Annotated in this window: 22 protein-coding genes; 8 read left to right on the forward strand and 14 right to left on the reverse strand. The window is 73.3% G+C overall.

Annotated features, from left to right (window positions below; translation table 11 throughout):
• Positions 1 to 123: 123 nt before the first annotated feature.
• The 4 genes from AC07FV_RS13225 to AC07FV_RS13240 all read right to left on the reverse strand — a co-directional run bounded on the left by AC07FV_RS13225 (position 124) and on the right by AC07FV_RS13240 (position 4768).
• A complete protein-coding gene (locus tag AC07FV_RS13225) occupies positions 124 to 1113 on the reverse strand; it encodes an N-acetylglucosamine kinase (RefSeq protein WP_479086961.1) in 990 nt (329 codons plus the stop codon).
• The gene (locus AC07FV_RS13230; protein ID WP_479086963.1) at positions 1110 to 1787 is read right to left on the reverse strand and encodes a uracil-DNA glycosylase; all 678 of its coding nucleotides are present in this window, start codon (positions 1785 to 1787) and stop codon (positions 1110 to 1112) included. Before AC07FV_RS13230 ends, AC07FV_RS13225 begins: the two co-directional genes overlap by 4 nt.
• Before the next feature lie 70 nt (positions 1788 to 1857).
• Positions 1858 to 3009, reverse strand: coding sequence for a WD40/YVTN/BNR-like repeat-containing protein (locus AC07FV_RS13235; RefSeq protein WP_479086965.1), 1152 nt, complete (start codon positions 3007 to 3009; stop codon positions 1858 to 1860).
• 76 nt (positions 3010 to 3085) lie between these two features.
• Positions 3086 to 4768 (reverse strand): acyl-CoA dehydrogenase family protein, encoded by a 1683-nt coding sequence (locus AC07FV_RS13240; protein ID WP_479086966.1) that lies wholly within the window; start codon positions 4766 to 4768, stop codon positions 3086 to 3088.
• Positions 4769 to 4880: 112 nt separating this feature from the next.
• Here AC07FV_RS13240 and AC07FV_RS13245 point away from each other — a divergent pair, with 112 nt between their 5' ends.
• Positions 4881 to 5633 carry a PaaX family transcriptional regulator C-terminal domain-containing protein gene (locus AC07FV_RS13245; RefSeq protein WP_479086968.1) on the forward strand — a complete coding sequence of 251 codons (753 nt, stop codon included), beginning with the start codon at positions 4881 to 4883 and terminating at the stop codon, positions 5631 to 5633.
• 32 nt (positions 5634 to 5665) lie between these two features.
• On the opposite strand, the gene AC07FV_RS13250 is transcribed toward AC07FV_RS13245, so the two are convergent.
• Both AC07FV_RS13250 and AC07FV_RS13255 read right to left on the reverse strand, forming a co-directional pair.
• The gene (locus tag AC07FV_RS13250) at positions 5666 to 6469 is read right to left on the reverse strand and encodes a pectate lyase (RefSeq protein WP_479086969.1); all 804 of its coding nucleotides are present in this window, start codon (positions 6467 to 6469) and stop codon (positions 5666 to 5668) included.
• Between the two features lie 221 nt (positions 6470 to 6690).
• Entirely contained in the window at positions 6691 to 7770 is a 1080-nt protein-coding gene (locus AC07FV_RS13255) for an NADH:flavin oxidoreductase/NADH oxidase (RefSeq protein WP_479086971.1), read from the reverse strand.
• A 155-nt stretch (positions 7771 to 7925) separates the two neighbouring features.
• Here AC07FV_RS13255 and AC07FV_RS13260 point away from each other — a divergent pair, with 155 nt between their 5' ends.
• Together AC07FV_RS13260 and AC07FV_RS13265 are read left to right on the forward strand one after the other, a co-directional pair.
• Positions 7926 to 8288: an ArsR/SmtB family transcription factor gene (locus tag AC07FV_RS13260; protein WP_356606662.1), complete on the forward strand. Its 363-nt coding sequence runs from the start codon at positions 7926 to 7928 to the stop codon at positions 8286 to 8288.
• A gap of 411 nt (positions 8289 to 8699) precedes the next feature.
• Positions 8700 to 9155, forward strand: coding sequence for a DUF6214 family protein (locus AC07FV_RS13265; RefSeq protein WP_479086972.1), 456 nt, complete (start codon positions 8700 to 8702; stop codon positions 9153 to 9155).
• Positions 9156 to 9171: 16 nt separating this feature from the next.
• Here the strand turns inward: AC07FV_RS13265 and AC07FV_RS13270 are convergent, their stop codons facing one another.
• Positions 9172 to 9828: a DUF305 domain-containing protein gene (locus tag AC07FV_RS13270; protein WP_479086973.1), complete on the reverse strand. Its 657-nt coding sequence runs from the start codon at positions 9826 to 9828 to the stop codon at positions 9172 to 9174.
• A 204-nt stretch (positions 9829 to 10032) separates the two neighbouring features.
• On the opposite strand from AC07FV_RS13270, the gene AC07FV_RS13275 reads away from it, so the two are divergent.
• Positions 10033 to 11535 (forward strand): LVIVD repeat-containing protein, encoded by a 1503-nt coding sequence (locus tag AC07FV_RS13275; protein ID WP_479086975.1) that lies wholly within the window; start codon positions 10033 to 10035, stop codon positions 11533 to 11535.
• Here AC07FV_RS13275 and AC07FV_RS13280 read toward each other — a convergent pair.
• The 4 genes from AC07FV_RS13280 to AC07FV_RS13295 all read right to left on the reverse strand — a co-directional run bounded on the left by AC07FV_RS13280 (position 11523) and on the right by AC07FV_RS13295 (position 14974).
• Complete coding sequence (locus AC07FV_RS13280; RefSeq protein ID WP_479086976.1) at positions 11523 to 12242, reverse strand: TetR/AcrR family transcriptional regulator; 720 nt, start codon at positions 12240 to 12242, stop codon at positions 11523 to 11525. The two genes, AC07FV_RS13275 and AC07FV_RS13280, sit on opposite strands and share 13 nt — an antisense overlap.
• 345 nt (positions 12243 to 12587) lie before the next feature.
• Complete coding sequence (locus AC07FV_RS13285; RefSeq protein ID WP_479086978.1) at positions 12588 to 13259, reverse strand: phosphatase PAP2 family protein; 672 nt, start codon at positions 13257 to 13259, stop codon at positions 12588 to 12590.
• A gap of 65 nt (positions 13260 to 13324) precedes the next feature.
• Complete coding sequence (locus tag AC07FV_RS13290; protein ID WP_479086979.1) at positions 13325 to 14260, reverse strand: M56 family metallopeptidase; 936 nt, start codon at positions 14258 to 14260, stop codon at positions 13325 to 13327.
• Positions 14261 to 14380: 120 nt separating this feature from the next.
• Complete coding sequence (locus tag AC07FV_RS13295) at positions 14381 to 14974, reverse strand: DUF5134 domain-containing protein (protein WP_479086981.1); 594 nt, start codon at positions 14972 to 14974, stop codon at positions 14381 to 14383.
• A gap of 185 nt (positions 14975 to 15159) precedes the next feature.
• On the opposite strand from AC07FV_RS13295, the gene AC07FV_RS13300 reads away from it, so the two are divergent.
• Positions 15160 to 16845, forward strand: coding sequence for an FUSC family protein (locus AC07FV_RS13300; RefSeq protein WP_479086982.1), 1686 nt, complete (start codon positions 15160 to 15162; stop codon positions 16843 to 16845).
• Positions 16842 to 17399 carry a MarR family winged helix-turn-helix transcriptional regulator gene (locus tag AC07FV_RS13305; RefSeq protein ID WP_384691294.1) on the forward strand — a complete coding sequence of 186 codons (558 nt, stop codon included), beginning with the start codon at positions 16842 to 16844 and terminating at the stop codon, positions 17397 to 17399. The genes AC07FV_RS13300 and AC07FV_RS13305 overlap by 4 nt, the downstream gene beginning before the upstream one ends.
• A gap of 234 nt (positions 17400 to 17633) precedes the next feature.
• On the opposite strand, the gene AC07FV_RS13310 is transcribed toward AC07FV_RS13305, so the two are convergent.
• Both AC07FV_RS13310 and AC07FV_RS13315 read right to left on the reverse strand, forming a co-directional pair.
• Positions 17634 to 18398, reverse strand: coding sequence for a VOC family protein (locus AC07FV_RS13310; protein WP_479086984.1), 765 nt, complete (start codon positions 18396 to 18398; stop codon positions 17634 to 17636).
• A 104-nt stretch (positions 18399 to 18502) separates the two neighbouring features.
• On the reverse strand, positions 18503 to 18895 hold the full coding sequence (locus AC07FV_RS13315) for a VOC family protein (protein ID WP_479086986.1): 393 nt from the start codon (positions 18893 to 18895) through the stop codon (positions 18503 to 18505).
• 75 nt (positions 18896 to 18970) lie between these two features.
• Between AC07FV_RS13315 and AC07FV_RS13320 the strand changes: the two genes are divergently transcribed.
• Positions 18971 to 19519, forward strand: a complete 549-nt coding sequence (locus tag AC07FV_RS13320; protein WP_479086988.1) for a GNAT family N-acetyltransferase — start codon at positions 18971 to 18973, stop codon at positions 19517 to 19519.
• Positions 19520 to 19531: 12 nt separating this feature from the next.
• Here AC07FV_RS13320 and AC07FV_RS13325 read toward each other — a convergent pair whose 3' ends face one another.
• On the reverse strand, positions 19532 to 20215 hold the full coding sequence (locus AC07FV_RS13325; RefSeq protein WP_479086990.1) for a glycerophosphodiester phosphodiesterase: 684 nt from the start codon (positions 20213 to 20215) through the stop codon (positions 19532 to 19534).
• Between the two features lie 226 nt (positions 20216 to 20441).
• Between AC07FV_RS13325 and AC07FV_RS13330 the strand changes: the two genes are divergently transcribed.
• Positions 20442 to 21839 (forward strand): DUF6421 family protein, encoded by a 1398-nt coding sequence (locus tag AC07FV_RS13330; protein ID WP_479086992.1) that lies wholly within the window; start codon positions 20442 to 20444, stop codon positions 21837 to 21839.
• Positions 21840 to 21863 lie beyond the last annotated feature (24 nt).

A 21863-nucleotide genomic window follows, 5' to 3' on the forward strand; every position in this document is an offset into this window, starting at 1 on the left:
TTACTGGTTTCCCGGGTTTCCCTGTTCGGGGAGGGTGCAGGTGAGCGGTATCCGTCCGGTTTTGTCGGAAGAGTGATGTACGGATCGGCTGACATCGGCACGATTCACCTCACCGGAGGGCGATTACCGGCCGCCCGGCACGGTCGTCACCCACAGCATCCGGTCATCGCCCGGAAGGGTGAGCGAGCCGGCCGCCAGGTCCGTCGCGATGCGCACCGAGCCCCGCAGGGGATCGCCCTCCGCGGCCGTCCGGCGCGCGTGCGGCAGCCGCCGCGCCAGTGCCTCCTCCAGCGGGACGACCAGGGGGTCGCCCAGCTTCAGCAGGCCGCCGGTGACCGCGACGCGCGGCTCCCCGCCCGGGGGGCACACCGCGGCGGCGGAGTCGGCCATGTGCCCGGCGGCGGCCCGCAGGACGTCCGCGGCGACCGGGTCGTCGGCGGCGCAGGCGGCCACGTCGGGCGCGAAGGAGGCGAGGACGGCGGGGCGGTCCGTCCGCGGATACAGCCGGCCGGGCAGCCCGGCCACCGGCCCGAACCGCTCCTCGGCCCGGGCGAGCAGCGGCGGGGAACCGCCCTGGCGCCCGTCGTGGGCGCGCAGCGCCGCCTCCAGGCCGGCCCGGCCGATCCAGGCGCCACCGCCGCAGTCGCCCAGCAGATGACCCCAGCCGTCCGCCCGGCGCCAGCGGACCAGGTCGGTGCCGGTGGCGATCAGCCCGGTGCCCGCGGCGACCACCGCCCCGGCGCGGGGGCCGAGGGCGCCGACGTACGCGGTGACGGCGTCCGCGACGAGCGCGACCGTCCGTACCCCCAGCTCCCGGGCGAGCGCGCCCGGCAGTTCGGCCCGCAGGGCGTCGCCCAGGGTGGCCAGTCCCGCGGCCCCGACGACCACGGTGCCGAGCCGGTCCACGCCGGTCTCCGCGCTCAACGCCCTGGCCATGGGCAGCACTTGCGCCAGCAGGTGCGCGGGATCGATACCCCGTTCCCCGGTGCGGACGGGCTCCCGTGACGAACGCCGCGCCAGCCCTTCCGCGCCGCCACCGCCGTCACCGGTCCTGCCGACGACGGCCCGCAGACCCGAACCGCCGGAGTCCACGGCGAGGAAGCCGCCGCTCACGGCAGGCGCCAGTCGACCGGCTGACCTCCCAGCCGGACCAGCAGGTCGTTGGCCCGGCTGAAGGGGCGCGAGCCGAAGAAACCCCGGTCGGCCGACATCGGGGAGGGGTGCGCGGACTCCACCGAGGGCAGGTCGCCCAGCAGCGGGCGGAGATTGCGGGCGTCGCGGCCCCAGAGGATGGACACCATCGGCTTGCCGCGCGCCACCAGCGCCCGGATCGCCTGCTCGGTGACTTCCTCCCAGCCCTTGCCGCGATGCGCGGCGGGCTTGCGCGGGGCGGTGGTGAGCGCCCTGTTGAGCAGCAGCACGCCCTGACGGGTCCACGGGGTCAGGTCCCCGTTGGACGGCTGCGGGAGGTTCAGGTCGGTGTTCAGCTCCCGGAAGATGTTGAGGAGGCTGCCGGGCAGCGGCCGCACCTCGGGCGCGACCGAGAACGACAGCCCCACGGCATGCCCCGGGGTGGGATACGGGTCCTGTCCGACGATCAGGACCCGGACGTCGTCGAAGGGCTGTTGGAAGGCCCGCAGGACGTTGGCCCCGGCGGGCAGGTAGGTGCGTCCGGCGGCGATCTCCGCGCGCAGGAACTCACCCATCGAGGTGATCTGCCCGGCGACGGGTTCCAGGGCCTTCGCCCAGCCCGCTTCGACGATTTCGTTCAAGGGTCGTGGTGCCACGGGCGTCACCCTACTGCCGTACGGGTGACGTGGATCAACCCGTGGCCCGGGCCGGCCCCCCCGGTCCGGATCACCCCACGACCGCCGCGCGCACGCACAGCACGTCCGGCAGGTGGGAGGCCAACTGCTCCCAGCTGTCCCCGTCGTCGGGGGAGGCGAACACCTCGCCGTTGCGATTGCCGAAGTAGACGCCCGCCCGGTCCGCGTCGTCGGTGCACAGCGCGTCCCGCAGCACCGTGCCGTAGTGGTCCTCCTGCGGCAGCCCCGCGGAGAGCGGCTCCCAGCTCTTGCCCGCGTCCGCCGTGCGGAAGACCCGGCAGCGGCGGTCCGCCGGGACCCGGTCCGCGTCGGCGTTGATCGGGAAGACGTAGGCCGTGTCACCGCGGTGCGGGTGGGCGGCCACCGCGAAGCCGAACGTGGACGGCAGCCCCTCGCCGATGTCCGTCCACCGCGCGCCCGCGTCGTCGCTGCGGTACACCCCCCAGTGGTTCTGCAGGTAGAGCCGGTCCGGCGTGGCCGCGTCCCGTGCGACCTTGTGCACGCACTGGCCGAACTCCGGGTCGGGGTCGGGCAGGAAGACCGCGGAGACACCGGAGTTGGACGGTGCCCAGCTCTCGCCGCCGTCCACCGTGCGGAACACGCCCGCGGTCGAGACGGCGACCGTCACCGACTTCGGGTCCCGCCGGTCGGTGAGCACGGTGTGCAGGCCTTCGCCGCCGCCGCCCGGTACCCACTGGGACCGCGTCGGGTGCTCCCACAGGGGCCGGACCAGCTCGAAGCTCTCGCCGCGGTCCTCGGAGCGGTAGAGCGCGGCCGGCTCCGTGCCCGCGTAGACGACGTCCGGCTCGGCGGCGGCCGGGTGCAGCTGCCACACGCGCTCCAGCGAGGCGCCGGTCTCCTTGGGGAACTTCACGGCCGGCCGGGCCGGTTCGGTCCAGGTGCGGCCCAGGTCGTCCGAGTGGAACACGGACGGGCCCCAGTGCGCGCTGTCGCCGCCGGCCAGCAGCCGCGGGGTGTCGCCGCGGGTGTCCAGGGCGACCGAGTACACGGCCTGCGCGTTGAAGTAGGGACTCTCGTCGAACTCCCAGGTGCCACCTTGCCGGCGCCCGATGAACAGGCCCTTGCGGGTGCCCACGGCGAGCAGTACCTCGGTCATGCCGATCACCTCCGCGGCGTCGTCGACGCCTTCGTCTCGGACACGGGCCAGTCTGCACCCAGGCACTGACAGTCACCCCTGCACGGCACGTCGCCGCAGGTCGGGGCGGTGGCGTCGGGTCCGACACGGGGTTCCGGCGTGCTCAGCCCTCGCCGGGCAGCGCCCGCGCCAGGACGCCGCCGAGGTCCGCCCCGGCCGGCAGCGTGCCGAAGGAGTGCCCCCAGTCGCCACCGAGCCGGCTCGCGCAGAAGGCGTCGGCGACGGCGGCCGGGGCGTGCCGGACCAGGAGGGAGGCCTGGAGGGCGAGCGCCATCAGCTCCACCAGGCGGCGGGCACCGCGCTCGGACGCCTCGGCCAGCCCGGACTCCAGCCGCGCCACGGCCGCGTCCAGGCGGGCGTCCGCTCCGCGCGCGAGGGCGAGTTCAGCGAAGAGGGCGTGCGCGGCGGCGGGGGAGCGGCCGAGTGCCCGCAGCACGTCGAGGGCGTTGACGTTCCCCGAGCCCTCCCAGATCGACAGCAGGGGCGCCTCGCGGTAGTGGCGGGGCATGCCCGACTCCTCCACGTAGCCGTTGCCGCCCAGGCACTCCAGGGCCTCCGCGGTGAACGCCGGGCCCCGCTTGGTCACCCAGTACTTGCCGACGGCGGTGGCGATCCGCCGGAACGCCGCCTCCCCGGCGTCGCCGCGCGCCGCCCGGTCCGCCGCGCCCGCCAGCCGCAGGGTGAGCGTCGTCGCGGCCTCCGACTCCAGCGCCAGGTCGGCCAGGACGTTGCGCATGAGCGGCTGGTCGACCAGCCGGGCGCCGAAGGCGCTGCGGTGCCGCACGTGGTGTCCTGCCTCGACGAGTGTCTTGCGCATCAGCGTCGCCGAGGCCATCACGCAGTCCAGCCGGGTGCAGTTGACCATCTCGATGATCGTCTTCACGCCCTGCCCCTCGGGCCCGACCAGCCAGCCGACCGTGCCGTCGAACTCGGGTTCCGACGAGGCGTTGGAGCGGTTGCCGAGCTTGTCCTTCAGCCGCTGGATGCGGAACGTGTTGCGGCTGCCGTCGGGCAGCACGCGCGGCACCAGGAAGCAGGACAGGCCCCCGGGCGCCTGGGCCAGGACCAGGAAGACGTCGCACATCGGTGCCGACGTGAACCACTTGTGCCCGCGCAGCGTGTACACGCCGGGCTCGGCGGTCGCGGTGGCCGCCGTGGTGTTGGTGCGGACGTCCGAGCCGCCCTGCTTCTCGGTCATCCCCATCCCGGCCAGCAGGCCCCGCTTCTCCGTGGGCGGGCGCAGCCCCGGCTCGTACTCCCGGCTGGTCAGCAGGGGTTCGTAGACCTTCGCGAGATCCGGCTGGGCGCGCAGCGCCGGGACGGCCGCGTAGGTCATGGACGTCGGACAGCCGTGGCCGGCCTCCGTGTGCCCCCAGACCAGCCCACCCGCCGTGCGCGCCACATGGGCGCCCGGGCGGTCGTCGGCCCAGGGCGCTCCCGCCAGCCCCTCGCCGACCGCCACGCGCATCAGGTGGTGCCAGCTCGGGTGGTACTCGACCTCGTCGACCCGGTTGCCGTACCGGTCGTGGGTGCGCAGCACGGGCTCGTGGCGGTTGGCCAGATCGCCCCACTCCTGCGCCGCCACGCTCCCGGCCCGCCGGCCCAGCCGCCGCAGCTCCTCTTCGGCCCACCCGGCGCCCTCCCGCCGCAGGCCCTCGCGCAGGGCCGTGTCGTCGAAGGCGTCGTAGGGAGCCAGGGGAGGGGGCTGGTTGGTGACGTCGTGCGTGGCGTGACCCTCCGAAGGGCCGACGGACTCCTCGTACGGCTCCTGCGCGCGTGTCGTCATGGACCGAGTGTTGCACTCGCGCTACGGCCGCAGCAATAGTGCAACATCAAGGGCGCACGTACAGTACGTCCTCCATGCGGACGGACGACTCGTGCTCGAACGGAGGGACCGGATGAACGTTCCGGCATACCCGGGCGATCTCGCGCTGCGCCCGCTGTCCGCGCGCTCGGTCGTCCTCAGCCTGCTGCTCGGCACCCATCCCCCCGAGCTGCCGGTCCGGGAGCTGGTGCGCCTGGTGGAGGGATTCGGGATCGGCGGGTCCACCGTGCGCGCCGCGCTCAGCCGGATGGCCGCCACCGGGGACCTGCGGCGCACGGACGGCGGTTACCGCCTCAGCGAGCGGCTGCTGGAGCGCCAGCGGCGCCAGGACGAGGCCGTGCACCCGCGCACGCGCGCGTGGGAGGGCGACTGGGAGACGCTCGTGATCACCGCCACCGGGCGCGAGCCCGGCGAGCGCGCCGACCTGCGGGCCCGGCTGACCGCGTTGCGCCTCGCCGAACTGCGCGAGGGCGTCTGGATGCGCCCCGCCAATCTGCGCCGCCCGCTGCCCGCCGGGCTCGACCGGGTGGCCGAGCGCCTCGACGCCCGCCCCGGCCGGCCGTCCCGCGAACTGGCGGCAAGGCTCTGGCCGCTGGCGGACTGGTCCGCGACGGCGGCGGCGCTGCTCGCCCGGGTGGACCGCGCCGGGAGCGCGGGCGACCGCCTGACCGCCTTCGCGGCCGTCGTGCGCCATCTGCTCGCGGACCCGGTCCTGCCCCCGGAACTCCTCCCGGCCCACTGGCCGGGCGGGGCCCTGCGGGAGGCCTACACGGCGTACCAGCGGGAGCAGGCCCGTCAGGTCCGGACGCGGAGCACCCGGACCTGACGGGGCGGGATCACCCGCACGTCATCCGCGGCTCACTTGTACGTGATGTCGGACGACGCGTACTTGCAGTGCGTGCCGTCGGGGCCCGAGCCGTTCGAGTCCGGCTCGTCCCCGTCGTCGTTGCCGATGTACTTCTGGCACGGGACGATCTTCTTGCTGCTGTCGCCGACGATCGTGATGTTGCGCAGGGTCGCGCTGTCGCCGTAGTTGGTGTTGATGCCGGCGATCCGGCTGCCCTTCCAGCTCACCTCGATGGTGTTGAGGTTGATCGTCCGCTTGTACTGCGTCGAGCAGTTGCCGCAGGAGCGGACGAAGGTGCCGAAGTTCTTGACGGCGAAGTTGGACACGTTCAGCGTCCCGGCGCCGTTGAACTGGAACACCTTGTCGCCGGCTTCCTTCGCGCCGCCGCCGGAGACGGTGTAGACGTTCGACGAGGAGGAGCCGCGGAAGGTCGCCGCGTCCTCGCCGACGTCCTCCCACCAGACGTTCTGGAGCGTGCAGCTGCCCTTGCAGTGGACGCCGTCCGCGGCGGGGGCGCCGAGGATCACGTTCTTGAGGACGGCGCCGGGCGCCAGTTCGAGGATCGGCCCCTGGTCCTCGTCCTGGCCGCCGGAGCCGAGGTCGCCGGTGCCGTACAGGCGCTTCATCCCGTAGTCCTTGGTGCCCGAGACCGCGATGGTGGAGGAGACGCCCTGGCTGCCGTTGGGGGTCGGCCAGGTCGCGGCGTGCGCGCCGGTGCTCCCGAATGACATGAGCATGCCAATCGAGAGGCCGAGGGCGGCGAGCGCGCCGGTCGCCGCGCGCCCGTGGGTGCGGAGCCGTGTCGCAGGAGTCATGTTCTGGTCCCTTCCGGAGGGAGTGGGGGCTGGAACGGAACATGTACGTGAACGTTGTGCTTGCTCTTGTCCGCATCCGCGCGGACGCCGAACGACTTGCGCGGTCAGCGCCGGTCGTCAGCGTCCGCGGCGGTCATGCTGATGAACGGACCGTAGAGGGCAAGCGCTTTCTAGTCAACGCTTCCCGCGAAGATCCCGCCCCGTGCCCCGGCCGCTCCCCGTCACATGGCCCAGCCGTACTGGTCCGGCATCGGGACCTCGTCGCCCAGCTCCCGGGCCGCGTGCTGGGCCCAGGAGGGGTTGCGCAGCAGCTCGCGCCCCAGCAGTATCGCGTCGGCCTCGCCGTTGGCGAGGATCTTCTCGGCCTGTCCGGCGTCGGTGATCATTCCGACGGCGGCGACCGGCAGGGTGGTCCCCGACTTCACCCGCGCGGCGAACGGCACCTGGTAGCCCGGCCCGGTCGGGATGCGGACGCGCGGTGCGTTGCCGCCGGTGGAGACGTCCAGGAGGTCGACGCCGTGCGCCTGGAGGTCGCCGGCGAAGCGCACGGTGTCCTCGGGCGTCCAGCCGCCCTCCTCCAGCCAGTCGGTCGCCGAGACCCGGAAGAACAGCGGCTTGTCGTCGGGCCACACCTCCCGCACGGCGTCGACGACCTCCAGGGCGAACCGCGTGCGGTTCTCGTACGACCCGCCGTACGCGTCGGTGCGGTGGTTGGAGTGCGGGGACAGGAACTCGTGGATCAGGTAGCCGTGGGCGCCGTGGAGCTCGGCGATCTCGAAGCCGGCGGCGAGGGCCCGGCGGGCCGCGTCGGCGAACCGGCCGACCAGCTCCTGGATCTGTGCGACCGTCAGCTCGGTCGGCACCGGGTGCCGCTCGTCGAACGCGAGCGCGCTCGGTGCCACCGGCTGCCAGCCGTAGGCGTCCGGGCCCACCGGGGCACCGCCCTTCCACGGCTGCGCGGTCGACGCCTTGCGGCCGGCGTGGGCCAGCTGGACCGCCGGCACCGTGCCCCGGTCCCGGAGGAAGCCGGTGATCCGGCGGAAGGCCTCGACCTGGGTGTCGTTCCACAGGCCGAGGTCCTGCGGGGAGATGCGGCCCTCCGGTGTGACGCCGGTGGCCTCGACGACGATCAGGCCGGTGCCGCCGACCGCGCGTGCGCCGTAGTGCGCGAAGTGCCAGTCGCCGGGCACCCCGGCCGCCGGGCCCTGGGGGGCGGCGGAGTACTGGCACATCGGCGACATCCAGACCCGGTTGGGGATCGTGGTGCCGCGCAGCTGGAGAGGCTGGAAAAGGGCGCTCATGGAGGGCTGCTCCCAGGTCGAGGGCGGGGCGGGACGTCTCGTACGATAGACCTCGTAGTACGGTGAGTGTCAAACTACGGTGTCCTTCGTACAATGGAGGTTCTCGACGGAGGCCCCTCCCGGACGGTGGGCCCTCCCGGACGACTGGAGCCGCCGTGACCCCCGCCGCGACCGCCGCCGGCACCCGTGACCTGCCGCACCCGGCGCGGGACGAGATCAGGCTGGAGGGCGTGCTGCACGCGCTCTCCGATCCGGTGCGGATGCGGATCGTGCGCGCCCTCGCCGCGGACAGCGCGGAGCTGTTCTCCTGCTCGTACTTCGACCTGCCGGTGACCAAGTCCACCACCACGCACCACTTCCGGGTGCTGCGGGAGAGCGGGGTGATCCGGCAGGTCTACCGGGGCACGGCCAAGATGAACGGCCTGCGCAGGGACGACCTGGACGCGCTGTTCCCCGGGCTGCTCGACGCCCTCCTCGCCGCCGCCGCCCGCCAGGCCGCCCGCCTCGGCGCCGGCTGACCCTCGGTCGGCCGGACCTGCCCGGCCCGCGGCGGTACGCGCCGCCGCCGGCGGCGACTCCCCGTCGGGCAGCGTCGCCGGCCCGTACGGCGGGGCCCGGGGCGTCGGCGCGCACCTCGTGATGCGGGAGGCCCGGCGCCCCTCCGTCCGTCCGGGGCGGGAGTTCCGCCGTGCCGCGCGCAGCCGCCGCCGGCCCGGGACCGAGCGGGTGCCGCACCGCCCGGACCTTCGTGCGGCTAGGTTCGCCGCGCCGCTCCGCTGACAGGGTGCTGCGCCCGGTGAACGGCACTTGTTCCGTGCGTGTTCCGTTCGTATGGAATGTGATCATGCGGTTACGTTGCGTGTGTGCTCGAAGCATCCTTCGTTGATCGTTCTCTTCAGCTTTCCGACCGCTGTCCGGACGACGGGGCGATGTCCGTACGGCAGACCTGGGTGGTGCGCGAGGGCGGCGACACGACCTCCTGGTTCGACGTCCGGCTGACGTTCACCGACGGCGCCCGGGTGGAGGCGCTCGCCGTGCTCTCCGGTCAGGGCGTGCTGGTCGAGGACGTACGGGCCGAACCACCCCTGTCCCTCGACGACCTTGCGGCACTCGCCGAGTGGCTGGAGAGTCCGCTCTTCGAGGCGTGCCTGCCGGCCTCCGTCGGCGCCGCCCGGGCCGCGGGCCGGCGGGCCCGTCCCGCTTGGCCGCGGGGCAGGGAGGGGCGCCGGCTGGTCGCTCAGGAGTACCGGGCGGCCCGCGCGGAGGGCGCCGACCCCGTGCTCGCGGTGATGTGCGCGACGGGGCACAGCCGGCGGAGGTCGCTCCGGCTGATCGGGCAGGCGCGCGACGAGGGCTTCCTGGCGCCGCGCCGCGCCCGTCGCTGAGGCGCCGCCGGACGCGTCAGAGCATCCCGCGCATCCGCGAGATCTCGCTCGTCTGCTGGGCGACCACGTCGTCCGCCATCTCCTCGACCTGGACGTTGTTGCCCTGTGACTTCACGTCCGTGGCCATGGTGATCGCCCCCTCGTGGTGAGTGATCATCAGCTTGAGGAAGAGCTGGTCGAAGGCCTTCCCCTTCGCCGCGCGCAACTTCTCGAGCTGGGCCTCGCTCGCCATGCCGGGCATCGCGGCGTGGTCGTGCCCGCCGTCCGTCTCCTTCTCGCCGTGCGTCTTCAGCCAGCCCTGCATCGCCGTGATCTCCGGGCCCTGCGCCGCGGAGATCCGGTCGGCGAGCTTGCGGACCTGGCCGGACTCGGCGTGCTCCGGCACGAGTTCGGTCATCTCCAGGGCCTGCCTGTGGTGCTGGATCATCATGCGGGCGTAGGAGACGTCCGCGGAGTTGGGGGAGTCGTCGTCGGCGCGCTGCTCCTCCGCGTCCTGCGCGGAGAGCGTCCGGTTGGCCTCGCCCGGCTTGCCGGGGGCGATCACCGAAGGGCCGGCCGAGGCCGCCGACCCGGTGTCCGAACCGGAGTCGCAGGCGCCGAGGCCGAGCACGGCCAGTGCGGTCAGTGAGGCCGTGACGAGCGAGGCGCGGGTCGACGCGGAACGGAAGGGCACAACGTCCTCCTGTGGCTGGGCCCCCGGTGGGGGAGGAAAGCGGAACACCTCGTGAGTGCCGTGACCGTCTTAGCACGGTTCCGCGCGTCACTGATCAAAAAACTTCATTGCGAGTTTGTTGCCCCCTGTTGATATGTGCATGGTGAAGACGATACTGCGGGGTGCGTGAACCGTTCCGAAGGGAACGGACGTAGGGAGGAAACAGTGACCCTGTTCAATGACCCGCGAACGCGGCGCAGACGTCTCGGAGTTGCGGCGGCCGCCGCCGGTCTCCTGTCCGCGCTGCTGACGGCCGGCCCGGCGATGGCGACCCCCGACCCGGGTGACGGACCGGCCGCCTCCAAGGAGGTGTCCAAGAGCGCGCGCGCCGAGGTCCGCGAGGCGATCGAGAGCGGCGAGATACCCGGTCAGGACGAGATAGTCCACTCGGACAACATCGAGCACCTGGCCAACATCCCCAAGGACGCGCTGCCCGGCACCAACTCGGACCTGGCCTTCCAGGGCCGGTACGCGTTCGCCGGCAACTACGACGGCTTCCGCGTCTTCGACATCAGCAACCCGAAGAAGCCGAAGACCGTCGCCCAGGTGCTCTGCCCGGGCTCCCAGAACGACATCTCCGTCTCCGGAGACCTGCTGTTTCTGTCGACGGACTCCTCGCGCAGCGACAGCAGTTGCAACAGCACCACGCAGCCGGCGACCGAGAAGTCCTCCTGGGAGGGCATGAAGGTCTTCGACATCAGCGACAAGCGGAACCCGAAGTACGTCGCCGCCGTCGAGACGGCCTGCGGCTCGCACACCCACACCCTGGTGCCCGAGCGCAAGAACGTCTACGTGTACGTCTCCTCGTACTCGCCGAACGCCGCGTACCCGGACTGCCAGCCGCCGCACGACGGCATCTCGGTCATCAAGGTGCCGCGCAAGGCGCCCGAGCGGGCGGCGGTGGTCGACTTCCCCGTGCTGTTCCCGGGTGAGGGCCCCGACGGCGGCGGCAACCCGGGCGGGCCCACCAACCCGGGCGTCTCCAAGACCACCGGCTGCCACGACATCACCGTGCTGCCCTCCCAGGACCTGGCGGCGGGCGCCTGCATGGGCGACGGCATCCTGTTCTCCATCAAGGACCCCGAGCACCCGAAGGTGATCGACCGCGTCCAGGACAACGTCAACTTCGCGTTCTGGCACTCGGCGACCTTCAACCAGAAGGCGAACAAGATCGTCTTCACCGACGAGCTGGGCGGCGGCGGCGCCGCCACCTGCAACGCGGAGATCGGCCCGAACCGCGGCGCCGACGGCATCTACGACATCGTCGGCCGGGGCGACCACCGCGAACTGGTCTTCCGCAGCTACTTCAAGATCCCCCGCCACCAGGCGGACACCGAGAACTGCGTCGCCCACAACGGCTCGCTGATCCCGGTCAAGGGCCGCGACCTCATGGTCCAGGCCTGGTACCAGGGCGGCGTCTCCGTCTGGGACTTCACCGACTCCAAGCGCCCCAAGGAGATCGCCTACTTCGAGCGCGGCCCGCTCACCACGGACGGTGTCACCACGGGCGGTTCCTGGTCGGCGTACTACTACAACGGCTACATCTACTCGAACGACATCGCCAAGGGCTTCGACGTCCTGAAGCTCAGCGACCGGCGCACCGACCCGGCCAAGCGGGTCCACCTGCGCGAGCTGAACACGCAGACGCAGCCGGACTACTTCGACTGAGCCGTCCGGCCGGTCCCGTCGGCCCGGTCCGTCCGGGCCGGCCGGCGGGACCCGCCGGTCGCGAAGAAGCGCGACAGGTCCGTCTCGCACCCCGTCCCGCCGGGCGCCTCGGCGTCCGGCGGGACGCCCAGCTCCCAGGCCAGCCGGTAGCGTCCGAACAACTCGGCGCGCAGCACCGGCACGGGCATCGGAGCGCCCGGCACCAGAGCGGCGAAGACGGCGCCCATCAGCAGGGCGCGCAGCATGGGGTAGTCGTGGTCGACGTTCCGGGAGCCGTGCCGGGCCACCGTGTCCCGCAGCAGCTCGGCCAGCCGCCGCTGCTCCGGGCACGGCACGAAACCCACCTCGGCCTGGAGCAGGCCCGCCATGTGCTGCCGCATGAGCACCGGCCGGTCCCGGGCGAGGCCCAGGATCGCGTCGATGGCCCGGGCCATCCGCTCCGGCCCCTCGACCGTGCGCGGCTCGCGCTCCAGCGCCTCCTCCAGCGTGCGGTGCATCAGCCGGTGCACGGCGGACTGCACCAGCTGGCGCTTGCCGGGAAAGTAGTACGAGACCAGACCGCGCGCCGCACCGGCCCGGTCGGCGATGTCGCCGAGCGTGGTCGCGTCGTACCCGTGCTCGCCCACCAGCTCCACCGCGGCCTGCAGGAGCCGCTCCTGGGAACGCCGCCGCAACTCTTCATTGACCGAGGCGCTGCGCGGGGACATGCTGTACTCCTGCGTTGACTGGCTGCCAGCCAACTATACTCAGCGCAGGCGGACGGGCCCCGGTGGGTCCCGTCCGGCCACGTCTGCCTCGGGCGACACGGGGGATCGTCCGAGGCGGACGGCTCGTCCCGCTGGTTGCCTCGGGCTACGTGCCCGGCGGGAGGCCGCTCCCGCCACGTGTCCGCCGGAGAAGCTGCTCCGGCGACGACTTCGTTCCCCCGTCCTTCGCGCCCTCCCCCCGGTGGGCGGTGCCGTGCGGCGTCCCTCCGTGCGGCTCGTACGGCACGGTGACCGTCGCGGCCGGGACGGTCCGCGCAACGGCCGTGGAGGGCCTGAGCCGGCCACTCAGGGGTGGCGGCGCCGGTGGACCAGTACCGCCACGGCCACGACCAGGGAGCCCATGAGCCAGCCGCCGACGACGTCCGTGGCCCAGTGGACGCCGAGCCACACCCGGGTCACGCCGACGCCGGCGACGGAGACCACCGCCACCGCCAGGACGGCCAGGCGCGCGCCACGGGGTGCGCCGTAGTGATGGACCAGCCAGACCAGCAGGCCGCACACGAAGGTGGCGGTCATGGCGTGGCCGGAGGGGAAGGCCGCGTAGTGCGCGGAGTCCACGGGATCGGTCCAGACCGGGCGCGGGCGGTCCACCGCCGCCTTCAGGGCCTGCTGCAGCAGGCTGCCCAGCAGACACGTCGCCCCCAGCCACACGGCCGTCCACCGGTCCTCGCGCCGCAGCCACAGCCACAGGACGACCACCGCGCACAGCAGCCTCATCGTCCAGGTGTCCCACACCCAGTCGGTGAGGATCCGCATGGCCTGTGTGATGCCCGGCTCGTCGACCGCCCAGCGGTGCGTGGTGCCGGCGATGTCGTCGTCCATGGCGATCAGCGGGTGCCACTCGATCGCGACCAGGGTGAGCAACAGCGCGGAGCACAGGGCGAGTACCCACGTCACGTGGAGGGCGGTGCGGGCCTGCGGGGGACCGGGCGGGGATTCGACGGGCGGCGTCTGCATGCTGCGATACTCGCGGACTCGAGGGCTCCGGGGCCAATTCCCGGGACGGGCGAGCGGTGCGGGACCTACCCCAGCGCCCGCAGTCCCGGGACGAACGCCACCAGCACCGGCACGACCGGCACCAGCGCGGCCGCCGCGGTCAGCCGCAGCCGCCGGGCCGCCGTCAACCGGTTCGGCGGGGTGAGCAGCCGGTCGACCCGCTGCGGGACGTGGGCCTGCGCGGTCGGGCAGGGGCCGAAGACACCGCGGTCCTCGTTGAGTTCGACCAGGGCGAGGGCGGTGGTCAGCCGGCCGAAGCGCCGGGAGGCCATGTCGTCGGCGGCGAGCTCGACCAGGCGGTGCATCTCGTCGCGGAACGCCGCGAACACCGGGACCTGCGGGAATCCGTCCGCCAGCGCGGCCGAGCAGTGCAGCAGCCAGTCGTGCCGTGCCTGCGCGTGCCCCTTCTCGTGAGCGAGGACCGCGTCCAGCTGCCGGCCCTTGAGGCGGCGCAACGCGGCGGTGGTGACGACCAGCTGCGGGGGAGTGCCGGGCAGCCACCAGGCGTCGGGCCGCTCGCCCTCCAGGACGACCAGCGGCTCCGAGCGGGGCGCCTCGCCGGGCAACAGCGGAGCGCGCAGCAGCAGTTCGGCCCGGCGGCGGCGACGCCGGGCCCTGGCCCGGACGATCTCCCGGGCCAGCATCGCGACGCTCCACAGCCCGCCGCAGGCCAGCGTCACGGCGGTGGCGTCCGCCCACGGGCCGGACGTACCGAGCGCGTAGGCCTCGACCGCCGGGCCGGGAGCCGTCGCGAAGACGTGTCCGCCCACCGCGTGCCAGGCCGCCGCCGCGCTGAACGTCATCGACAGCGCGCAGCACAGGATCACGGCCGCCACGACGCACTGCCACACCCACAGGGCGACCACCGGCTCGCGGTCCGGCCAGTCGGCCCGCGCGAGCAGCCTGGGGGCCAGGACGGCGGCCAGGGCGCCGAGCAGCAGCAGTGCCGCGGGGAGAATCATGGGAGCAGCCTATGAGCGCCTGGGGGCCGGGCGTACGGCCCGCGGCGCAAAGTGACGCAGGCAACGGCCGCCCGCCGGTCGCCCGCCGACCCGGCGGGGTCTGGCGGGCGCGCGGCGGTGTCACATCGTCAGCAGCATGGCGAGCATCGCGATCCCCATCGAGAGCCGGCAGGCCCGGGCCAGCTCCGGCCGATCGCCCCAGCCCTCCGGTGGAACGCCCGCCGCCGGAGCGCCCGCCGCCGGACCGCCGGCCGTCGGAACGCCTCCGGCCACGGCGGCGACCGGTATCAGGCGCACGCCGGTCAGCAGCACGTACCCGGTGAAGTAGAGCAGCAGCAGCCCGGTCAGAACGGGAGCGCCGGAAGAGCCGTGCCCGTGGGCGTGGGCGGGGGAGGCCGCCATCGCCGCCGCCATGTGCACCATGGCCGCGGCCCCGACGAGATGGTGCAGGTGGTGCCGTCCGGACCGGGCCGCCCACAGGGCGCGCAGCCCGGCCGCCCCGAACACCACCGCGTACACGGGCCAGGCCCACCGCGGCGGAGTGAAGACCGCCGCCGGCACCGCCATGGCGGCCATGCCGAATCCCATGAGGGCCTCGCCGCCCGCCGCGCGGCGCTGCTCCTCGACGCTGCTGCGCATGCGCAGCAGGCAGTAGGCGCCGGTCGCCGCGCAGAGCGCGACCAGCAGCCATCCGGACGACGCCGGTCCGTGCACGCGTGCCTCCCCGTTCGACGCTCGCCGGTCGGTCAAGGCCTGCCCGGGCCGTGCGGCGCACACGCGAGCGCAAGGAAGTACACGGGGAGTACTGGGGGGAGCGTGGCGGATCGCCGCAGATGGCCGAGGTCCAGCTCACACAGCGAGCTTTCATTTACAAGTAAAACACCTGTTAATCTTTTCGTATGAGCAGTGCGACCCCCACCTCCGGCCCCTCACTCGGCCGACGCCTGTCCCTGTCGGGCGTGCTGCGCCTGCGCCGTCCCTCCGAGATCTGGTTCAAGCCCGCCCTCAGTTCGGTCGCCGCCGTGGCCCCGCCCAACCTGATCCTGCTGGCGCTCGGCCGGCTCGACCTCGCGATGTACACCATGGCGGGGTCCCTGTGCGCGCTCTACGCCCACAACCGCCCCTACGCCGCCCGGGCCCGCACCCTGGCCGGGGTGGTGCTCGGCATGCTCGGCGGCATGGCCGTCGCCCTGGTCACCGCCTCGCTCACGCACAACGCCGTCGTGCTGGTCACCGTCGGCGCCCTGCTGGCCGCCGTGCAGAAGGCCCTCTGCGACGCCACCCGCCTCGGTCCGCCGGGCAACGTGGTCCTGACCTTCATCAGTTCCGCCGCCCTCTTCGTCCCGCCGACCCTCGGCCAGGTCCCCGGGCACCTGGCCCTGGGCGCCGCCGCCGGCGCCTGGGCCTGGATCGTCGGCATGGCCCCCGCGCTCGTCCGGCCGCACGGTCCCGAGCGCCGGGCCACCGCGCAGGCCCTGCACGCCGCCGCCGCGTACGCCGACACCCGCGGCGACGACGGTCACGATCCCGCCCGTGCCGCCGGTTACGCCGCGGTGCAGGCCGCCTGGCAGACACTGCTCTCCCTCCCCGCGACCGGCAGGGGCGCCACCACCCGGCGCGCCCTGGAACACCTCGTGGTCCGTGCCGAGGTCGCGCTCGCCGCGCCCGCCGACTCCGACCCCGAGCGGCTGCGGACCTGGGCCCGAGCCCTGCGCGGCACCGGCCGCGTCCCCCGCACCGGCGACGCCCCCGGGGCCGTGGAGGAACTCCTCGGCGTGGAGGCCGAACTCGCCGCCCGCCCCGCGCCCCTGTGGCAGCGGCTCGGTCCACTGACCCCGATCGCCCTGCGCACCGCCCTCGGCTGCGCCCTGGCCGGCTACGCCTCCCTCGCACTCGGTATCGGCCGCCCCTACTGGGCGCTGGTCACCGCCGCCGCCCTGTACCAGGCCAACCTGACCCTGACGTGGAGCCGTGCGGTCCAGCGCGTGGTCGGCAACGTCGCGGGGGTGCTGGTGTTCGCCGCCATCTCCCCGCTGGCCCACCTCGGGCAGGCGCTGCTGGTCCTGTTCTGTCTCGCCCTCAACTTCGGTGCCGAGGCGCTCATCACCCGCAACTACTGGCTCGGCAGCGTCTGCGTCACCCCGATGGCGCTGCTCATCACCGAGTTCACCGGATACCAGGCGCCCGGCGAGCTGATCACGGAGCGCGTCGTGGACACCCTCGTCGGCGCCCTCGTCGGTTTCCTGGCCGCCGTCGTCGTCACCGACCGGCGCGCCGGGAGCCGCGTCGGACAGGCGGTGACCGCCGCCGACCGCGCCCGCGAGCACGCCGCCCGCCTCCTCGCCGGGCCGGACCCCGCTCCCGGCGCTCTGGAAGCCGCCCGCCGGGGCCTGGCCGCCGCACTGACCGACCTGCGGACCACCGTCGACGCGGCGGCCGGCGAATGGTGGGGGCGCGCCCTTCCCCAGGAGAGGGTCGTGCTCGCCGAGCAGTCCGGACACCGTACGCTCGCCGCAACGGTCCGACGCCGGGCAGCGCGCGCGGACCGGGAAACGGGCACGAGAGTGGAGGACGTACGGCCATGACCGCAACCGACGGGGGCTCGGCGGCCGGGGACGACGCGAGGGGCGGACCGGGCGGGGACACGGTCGCCGCGGTCGTACGGCAGTGGCGGGCCGTCCATCCCGACCTCGACACCGGGCCGATGGAGATCATCGGCCGCATCAACCGCTGCGCGGCCCTCCTCCAGCAGGCCGAGGACGCCCCGCTGCGCCGGGCCGGCCTCAGCCGCGCCGAGTTCGACCTGCTCGGGGCGCTGCGCCGCACCGGGCACGAGCTGACCCCCGGTGACCTGGCCCGGGAGACCTTCTCCTCGGGTGCGGCCGTCACCAAGCGCCTCAAGCAGCTCACCGAGCACGGCCTGGTGGAGCGGCGCGGCGACACCCGCGACCGCCGGGTGGCCCACGTCCGCCTCACGGACGCCGGACGCGACCTCGTCGACGGCATCCTGCCCGAGCAGCTCGCCTACGAGTCCGCCGTGCTCTCCGGTGTCGACGGCGCCGAGCAGCACGAGCTGGCGGTGCTCCTCGGCGGGCTGCTGGGCCGGCTGGAGGGCCGCCTGGACGCCCTGCGACGGTGACACCCGGCCCGCCCCGGCCGGTGACCGCCCGCCCCCCGTACGACGCGCGGGCGCCCCGCCCCGATGCCGTACCGGCGAGGCCGCTCCCGGGTCTCGCGCGTGGTCGTGGCCTCTAGGTCCTGCGTGTGGCCGTGGCCTCTAGGTCCCGCGCAGGACCGTGACCTCTGGGCCCCGCCCGTGGCCGTGACCCCCGGTTCCGCCCGAGGTCGTGACCCCCGGGCCCCCGCGTGGCCGTCAGCGCTCGTCGCCCGCCCGGTAGACGCCGAACATCGCCCCCTGCGGATCCCGCAGCACCGCGATGCGCGGGCCCTCGGGCACGGAGGTGGGCAGCATCAGTACGGTGCCGCCGGCACCCGTCGTGCCGGCCGCGGCGGTGTCCACGTCCGCGACCGCGAAGTACGGCAGCCAGTGCGCCGGCACCTCGTGCGGGAACTTCTCGTCCATCGTCACCATCCCGCCGAAGTCCGCGCCGTCGATCCCCCACTGCGGGTAGCGGTCGGAGGCGGTCACGGTCCAGCCGAACACCGTGGTGTAGAAGTCGGCGGCCCGGCCGGGTTCCCGGGTCAGCAGCTCCACCCAGCCCAGCGAACCGGGCGCGTTGAACAGCTCCGCGCCCGGGAAGGACCGCCCCTGCCACAGCTGGAACACCGCCCCGGTCGGGTCGGCGGCCACCACGGACCGACCCGCGTCGAAGACGTCGACGGGGCCCTGGGCGACCGTCCCGCCGGCCGCCGTCACCTGCCGTACGGCGGCGTCCGCGTCGCGCACGGCGAACGAGACGTTCCACGCGACCGGCCGGCCCTGCCGGTCCAGCGGGGCGAGGGCGGCGACGGCCGCGCCGTCGAGGCGGGCGATCGCGCGGCCGCCCGCCGGCGTACCGGCGTCCGTCCCGCAGTGCCAGCCGAACAGTCCGGCGTAGAACCGCTCGGCCGCTGCCAGGTCGCTGGTCCCCAGCTCGGCCCAGCAGGGCCCGCCGGTCACCGGTTCGTGGAGCTTCATCGTGTGGGGCGTCCTTCCGCTCGGCCGCAGACCCGTCCGTCCCCCTCCAGCACGCTAAGGCCGGCTCCGGACCCGGGCCATCCGGCACGATCCGCCCCGACCGCTCAGATGCCGGGCCGGTAGCGCAACGGATGGTCCGCGGGCACCTCGACCAGGACGATCCGGGTCCCGTCCGGGTCCTCGATCCACATCTCGACCAGCCCCCACGGCTCCTGGACCGGCGGCCGCACGATCCCGACCCCCTTGGCGCGCAGCTCGTCGTGGGCGGCCGCCGCGTCCTCCACCTGGAGCCACAGCCCGAGCGAGGGCGAGAGCGGGGTGTCGGCGCGGCCGGAGAGCTCCAGGAAGCCGCCGCCGAGGAAGTAGACCGTGCCCCGCTCGGGTCCCGTGCCGAACTCGCGGTGGACGGCGAGGCCGAGCTGTTCCCCGTAGAAGGCCCGGGAGCGTTCGGGGTCGGTGGGGCGGATCAGGATGCGGCTGCTGAGTACATGCACCATGCGCCCCGAGCCTACTGGCGGCGCTACGCTCATCGGTGCCCGCGCCGCGCCCGAGAACGAACCGGAGAAGCCTCCATGGACACCGCCGCCAGCCGACTGACCTACCGCGACGCGACGGACGCGGACGTGGACGCGATCGTCGCCCTCGTGGAGTCCGCGTACCGGGGCGAGTCCAGCCGGGCCGGATGGACCACGGAGGCGGACATCCTCCAGGGGCAGCGCACGGACCCCGAGGGCGTGCTCGAGGTCGTCAAGTCGCCGGACAGCCGCCTGCTGACCGTGGAACGCGACGGCGTGCTCGTCGCCTGCTGCCAGCTGGAGCACCGCGGTGCGCACGCCTACTTCGGCATGTTCGCCGTCAGCCCGGCCCTCCAGGGCGGGGGACTCGGCAAGACGATCATCGCGGAGGCGGAGCGCCGGGCCCGAGAGACCTGGGGCGTGAGCGAGATGCACATGACCGTGATCTCCGTGCGCGAGGACCTCATCGCCTGGTACGAGCGCCGCGGCTACCGCCGTACGGGAGAGACGACCCCGTTCCCGTACGGCGACGAGCGCTTCGGCATACCGCAGCGGGACGACCTGCGCTTCGAGCTGCTGGTCAAGTCACTGGTCCGCGCCGCGTGACGCGCACGGGGCTCACGCCGTGAAGCGGCCGGTGCGCTTGATCTCCGGGTAGTCGGTCGTCGCGCCGTCGAGACCGAGGGCCCGCACCAGCCGCAGCTGGTCCTGCGTGTTCACCGTCCAGCACAGGACGCGGAGGCCTGCCTTGCGGGCCCGTTCCACGATCTCCAGCGTGATGCGGTTGATGTCCAGGCACAGGGTCCCGGCACCGGCCTCGACGGCACGGTCCACGACCTCGGGGCCGTAGTACTGCGCGACCAGGGCGGTCCGCACCCCCGGCACCAGCCGGGCGATCTCGACGATGGCCTCGTCGTGGAACGAGATCACCTCCACCCGGTCCACCAGGTCCCGCCGGTGCATCACCTCGGCGAGCGTCCGCGCCGCCGCCGCGTCCTTGATCTCGGCCTGCAACGGCACCGAGACGGCGTCCAGCACCTCCTCGAAGACCGGGATCCGCTCCCCGCGGCCCGCGTCCAGCGCCCGCAGTTCCTCGAGGGTCTTGCCGGCGATCGCGCCAGTGCCGTCCGTGGTGCGGTCCACGTCGGCGTCGTGCATGACGACGAGCGCGCCGTCCTTGCTCAGGTGCAGGTCCAGCTCGACGACGTCGAGGCCGGCCCGCTCGGCGGCGACGAAGGAACGCAGGGTGTTCTCGGGTTCGACACCCATCGCTCCGCGGTGACCGATGGTGAGGAAGTTCAAGGCTCGACTCGCTTCCGTCGACGGCGGCGATGGCAGGGCGCAGCCTAACGGCCCTGCCGGACCGTTTCCCCTCTGCCGCGCCTGGTATACGACTCCAGGACCCCGCAGGAAAAAATGCGGTCGAGGACCGGGTCGGGCAGGATAATTTACGGAGGCCTCCCTTGCTGGAAGAAACCTCGTATGCATACGGTGTCCTGACGATAGCTTCTCCCGTGGAGGATGGGACATGACGGAAATTCTTGTGCAGGTGGGTGCGGAGGGGAACGTTCCTCCGGCAAGCAGGGTGGTGGAGCACCCGGCGTGGCCCGTGCTCAAGGATGCCGTGGAGCGGATCCGGCCATGGCAGTCCAAGGACGGGTCGATCGACTTCGACTCCGAGGGCGCCCCGGACCGGGCCGCCGCCGAGGACGCCGTACGCCGTGTCGCCGGGGCCGTCCAGGAGCTGTCCCCGCTGCTCCCGCACGACGGCGCCTACCACGAGGCCCTCGTGAAGGACCTCGGCCGGTGGGCCGACGGCGGTTTCCAGGTGCCCGACTTCCTCGACTCGCTGCTGGCCTTCCAGCCCGCCGCGAGCCGTGCGGACGGCCTCCAGCACCTGGTCGTCTTCCCCATGTACACGCAGAACGGCAACCCCGACCGGAACCTCGAAGCGGTCGTGCTGCGCATGGTCTGGCCCGACTGGCTGGCCGAACTGGAGCGCACCCGGTACGACAACCCGCTCTTCTGCGGCATCACCTTCGAGGACTTCACCTCGGGCTACGACACCAACTCGGCCGTCCTCTTCCCGGAGACCATCGCCGTGCGCGAGGCCCCCGAGCGCTTTTCATGGGGCGGCATCTTCTGCGACCGCGAGGCCGCCCGCTTCCGCCGCGTCACCGAGGCCGCCGTCGGCATCCTCGGCCTGGAGCTGCCCGAGGACATCGCCGCGATGGTCGACGACCAGAAGCGCTGCGAGGAGGCCTTCGTCCTGTGGGACATGGTCCACGACCGCACCCACAGCCACGGCGACCTGCCCTTCGACCCGTTCATGATCAAGCAGCGCCAGCCGTTCTGGATGTACGGCCTGGAAGAGCTGCGCTGCGACCTCACCGCCTTCAGGGAGGCCGTGAAGCTGGAGGGCGACGGCGTCCCGCAGGCCCGTGACGTGCAGTACGCGGTGCTCTTCGACCGGATGTTCCGCTTCCCGGTCACCGGCGAGCGCGTGCGCAACTACGACGGCCTGGGCGGCCAGCTCCTCTTCGCCTACCTGCACAAGCACGACGTCGTCCGCTGGACCGACAACAAGCTCTTCATCGACTGGCAGCGCGCCCCCCAGGTCACCAACGAGCTGTGCGCCGAGATCGAGACGCTCTACCGCGACGGCATCGACCGGCCCAAGCTGGTCCACTGGTTCGCCGGCTACGAGCTGGTCTCCACCTACCTCGCCCCGCACCCGGGCTCGAAGTGGGCCAAGGGCCCCGACGCCCTGGACCTGACCCTGCCGCCGCGCAAACTCGTCGATGACGTGCTTCCTGACGAGTTTCCGCTCAGCATGTTCTACGAGGCCCTGTCCAAGAAGCTCAAGGGCGTGATCGCGTCGACCCGGGGCATCACCAGGGACGGCGCCGAGCGGGCCGCCGCGTGAGCGACGGTACGGACAGGCAGGCAC

The sequence above is a fragment of the Streptomyces sp. NPDC045956 genome (assembly GCF_056430705.1).

Excerpts from the sequence above, each read along its gene's own strand:
- AC07FV_RS13265 (WP_479086972.1), top strand. The coding sequence starts at position 8,700 with ATGTCCGTACGGCAGACCTGGGTGGTGCGCGAGGGCGGCGACACGACC.
- AC07FV_RS13245 (WP_479086968.1), top strand. The coding sequence starts at position 4,881 with ATGAACGTTCCGGCATACCCGGGCGATCTCGCGCTGCGCCCGCTGTCC.
- AC07FV_RS13285 (WP_479086978.1), bottom strand. The coding sequence starts at position 13,259 with ATGCAGACGCCGCCCGTCGAATCCCCGCCCGGTCCCCCGCAGGCCCGC.
- AC07FV_RS13290 (WP_479086979.1), bottom strand. The coding sequence starts at position 14,260 with ATGATTCTCCCCGCGGCACTGCTGCTGCTCGGCGCCCTGGCCGCCGTC.
- AC07FV_RS13300 (WP_479086982.1), top strand. The coding sequence starts at position 15,160 with ATGAGCAGTGCGACCCCCACCTCCGGCCCCTCACTCGGCCGACGCCTG.
- AC07FV_RS13315 (WP_479086986.1), bottom strand. The coding sequence starts at position 18,895 with ATGGTGCATGTACTCAGCAGCCGCATCCTGATCCGCCCCACCGACCCC.
- AC07FV_RS13280 (WP_479086976.1), bottom strand. The coding sequence starts at position 12,242 with ATGTCCCCGCGCAGCGCCTCGGTCAATGAAGAGTTGCGGCGGCGTTCC.
- AC07FV_RS13240 (WP_479086966.1), bottom strand. The coding sequence starts at position 4,768 with ATGACGACACGCGCGCAGGAGCCGTACGAGGAGTCCGTCGGCCCTTCG.
- AC07FV_RS13310 (WP_479086984.1), bottom strand. The coding sequence starts at position 18,398 with ATGAAGCTCCACGAACCGGTGACCGGCGGGCCCTGCTGGGCCGAGCTG.
- AC07FV_RS13250 (WP_479086969.1), bottom strand. The coding sequence starts at position 6,469 with ATGACTCCTGCGACACGGCTCCGCACCCACGGGCGCGCGGCGACCGGC.
- AC07FV_RS13320 (WP_479086988.1), top strand. The coding sequence starts at position 18,971 with ATGGACACCGCCGCCAGCCGACTGACCTACCGCGACGCGACGGACGCG.
- AC07FV_RS13305 (WP_384691294.1), top strand. The coding sequence starts at position 16,842 with ATGACCGCAACCGACGGGGGCTCGGCGGCCGGGGACGACGCGAGGGGC.
- AC07FV_RS13255 (WP_479086971.1), bottom strand. The coding sequence starts at position 7,770 with ATGAGCGCCCTTTTCCAGCCTCTCCAGCTGCGCGGCACCACGATCCCC.
- AC07FV_RS13330 (WP_479086992.1), top strand. The coding sequence starts at position 20,442 with ATGACGGAAATTCTTGTGCAGGTGGGTGCGGAGGGGAACGTTCCTCCG.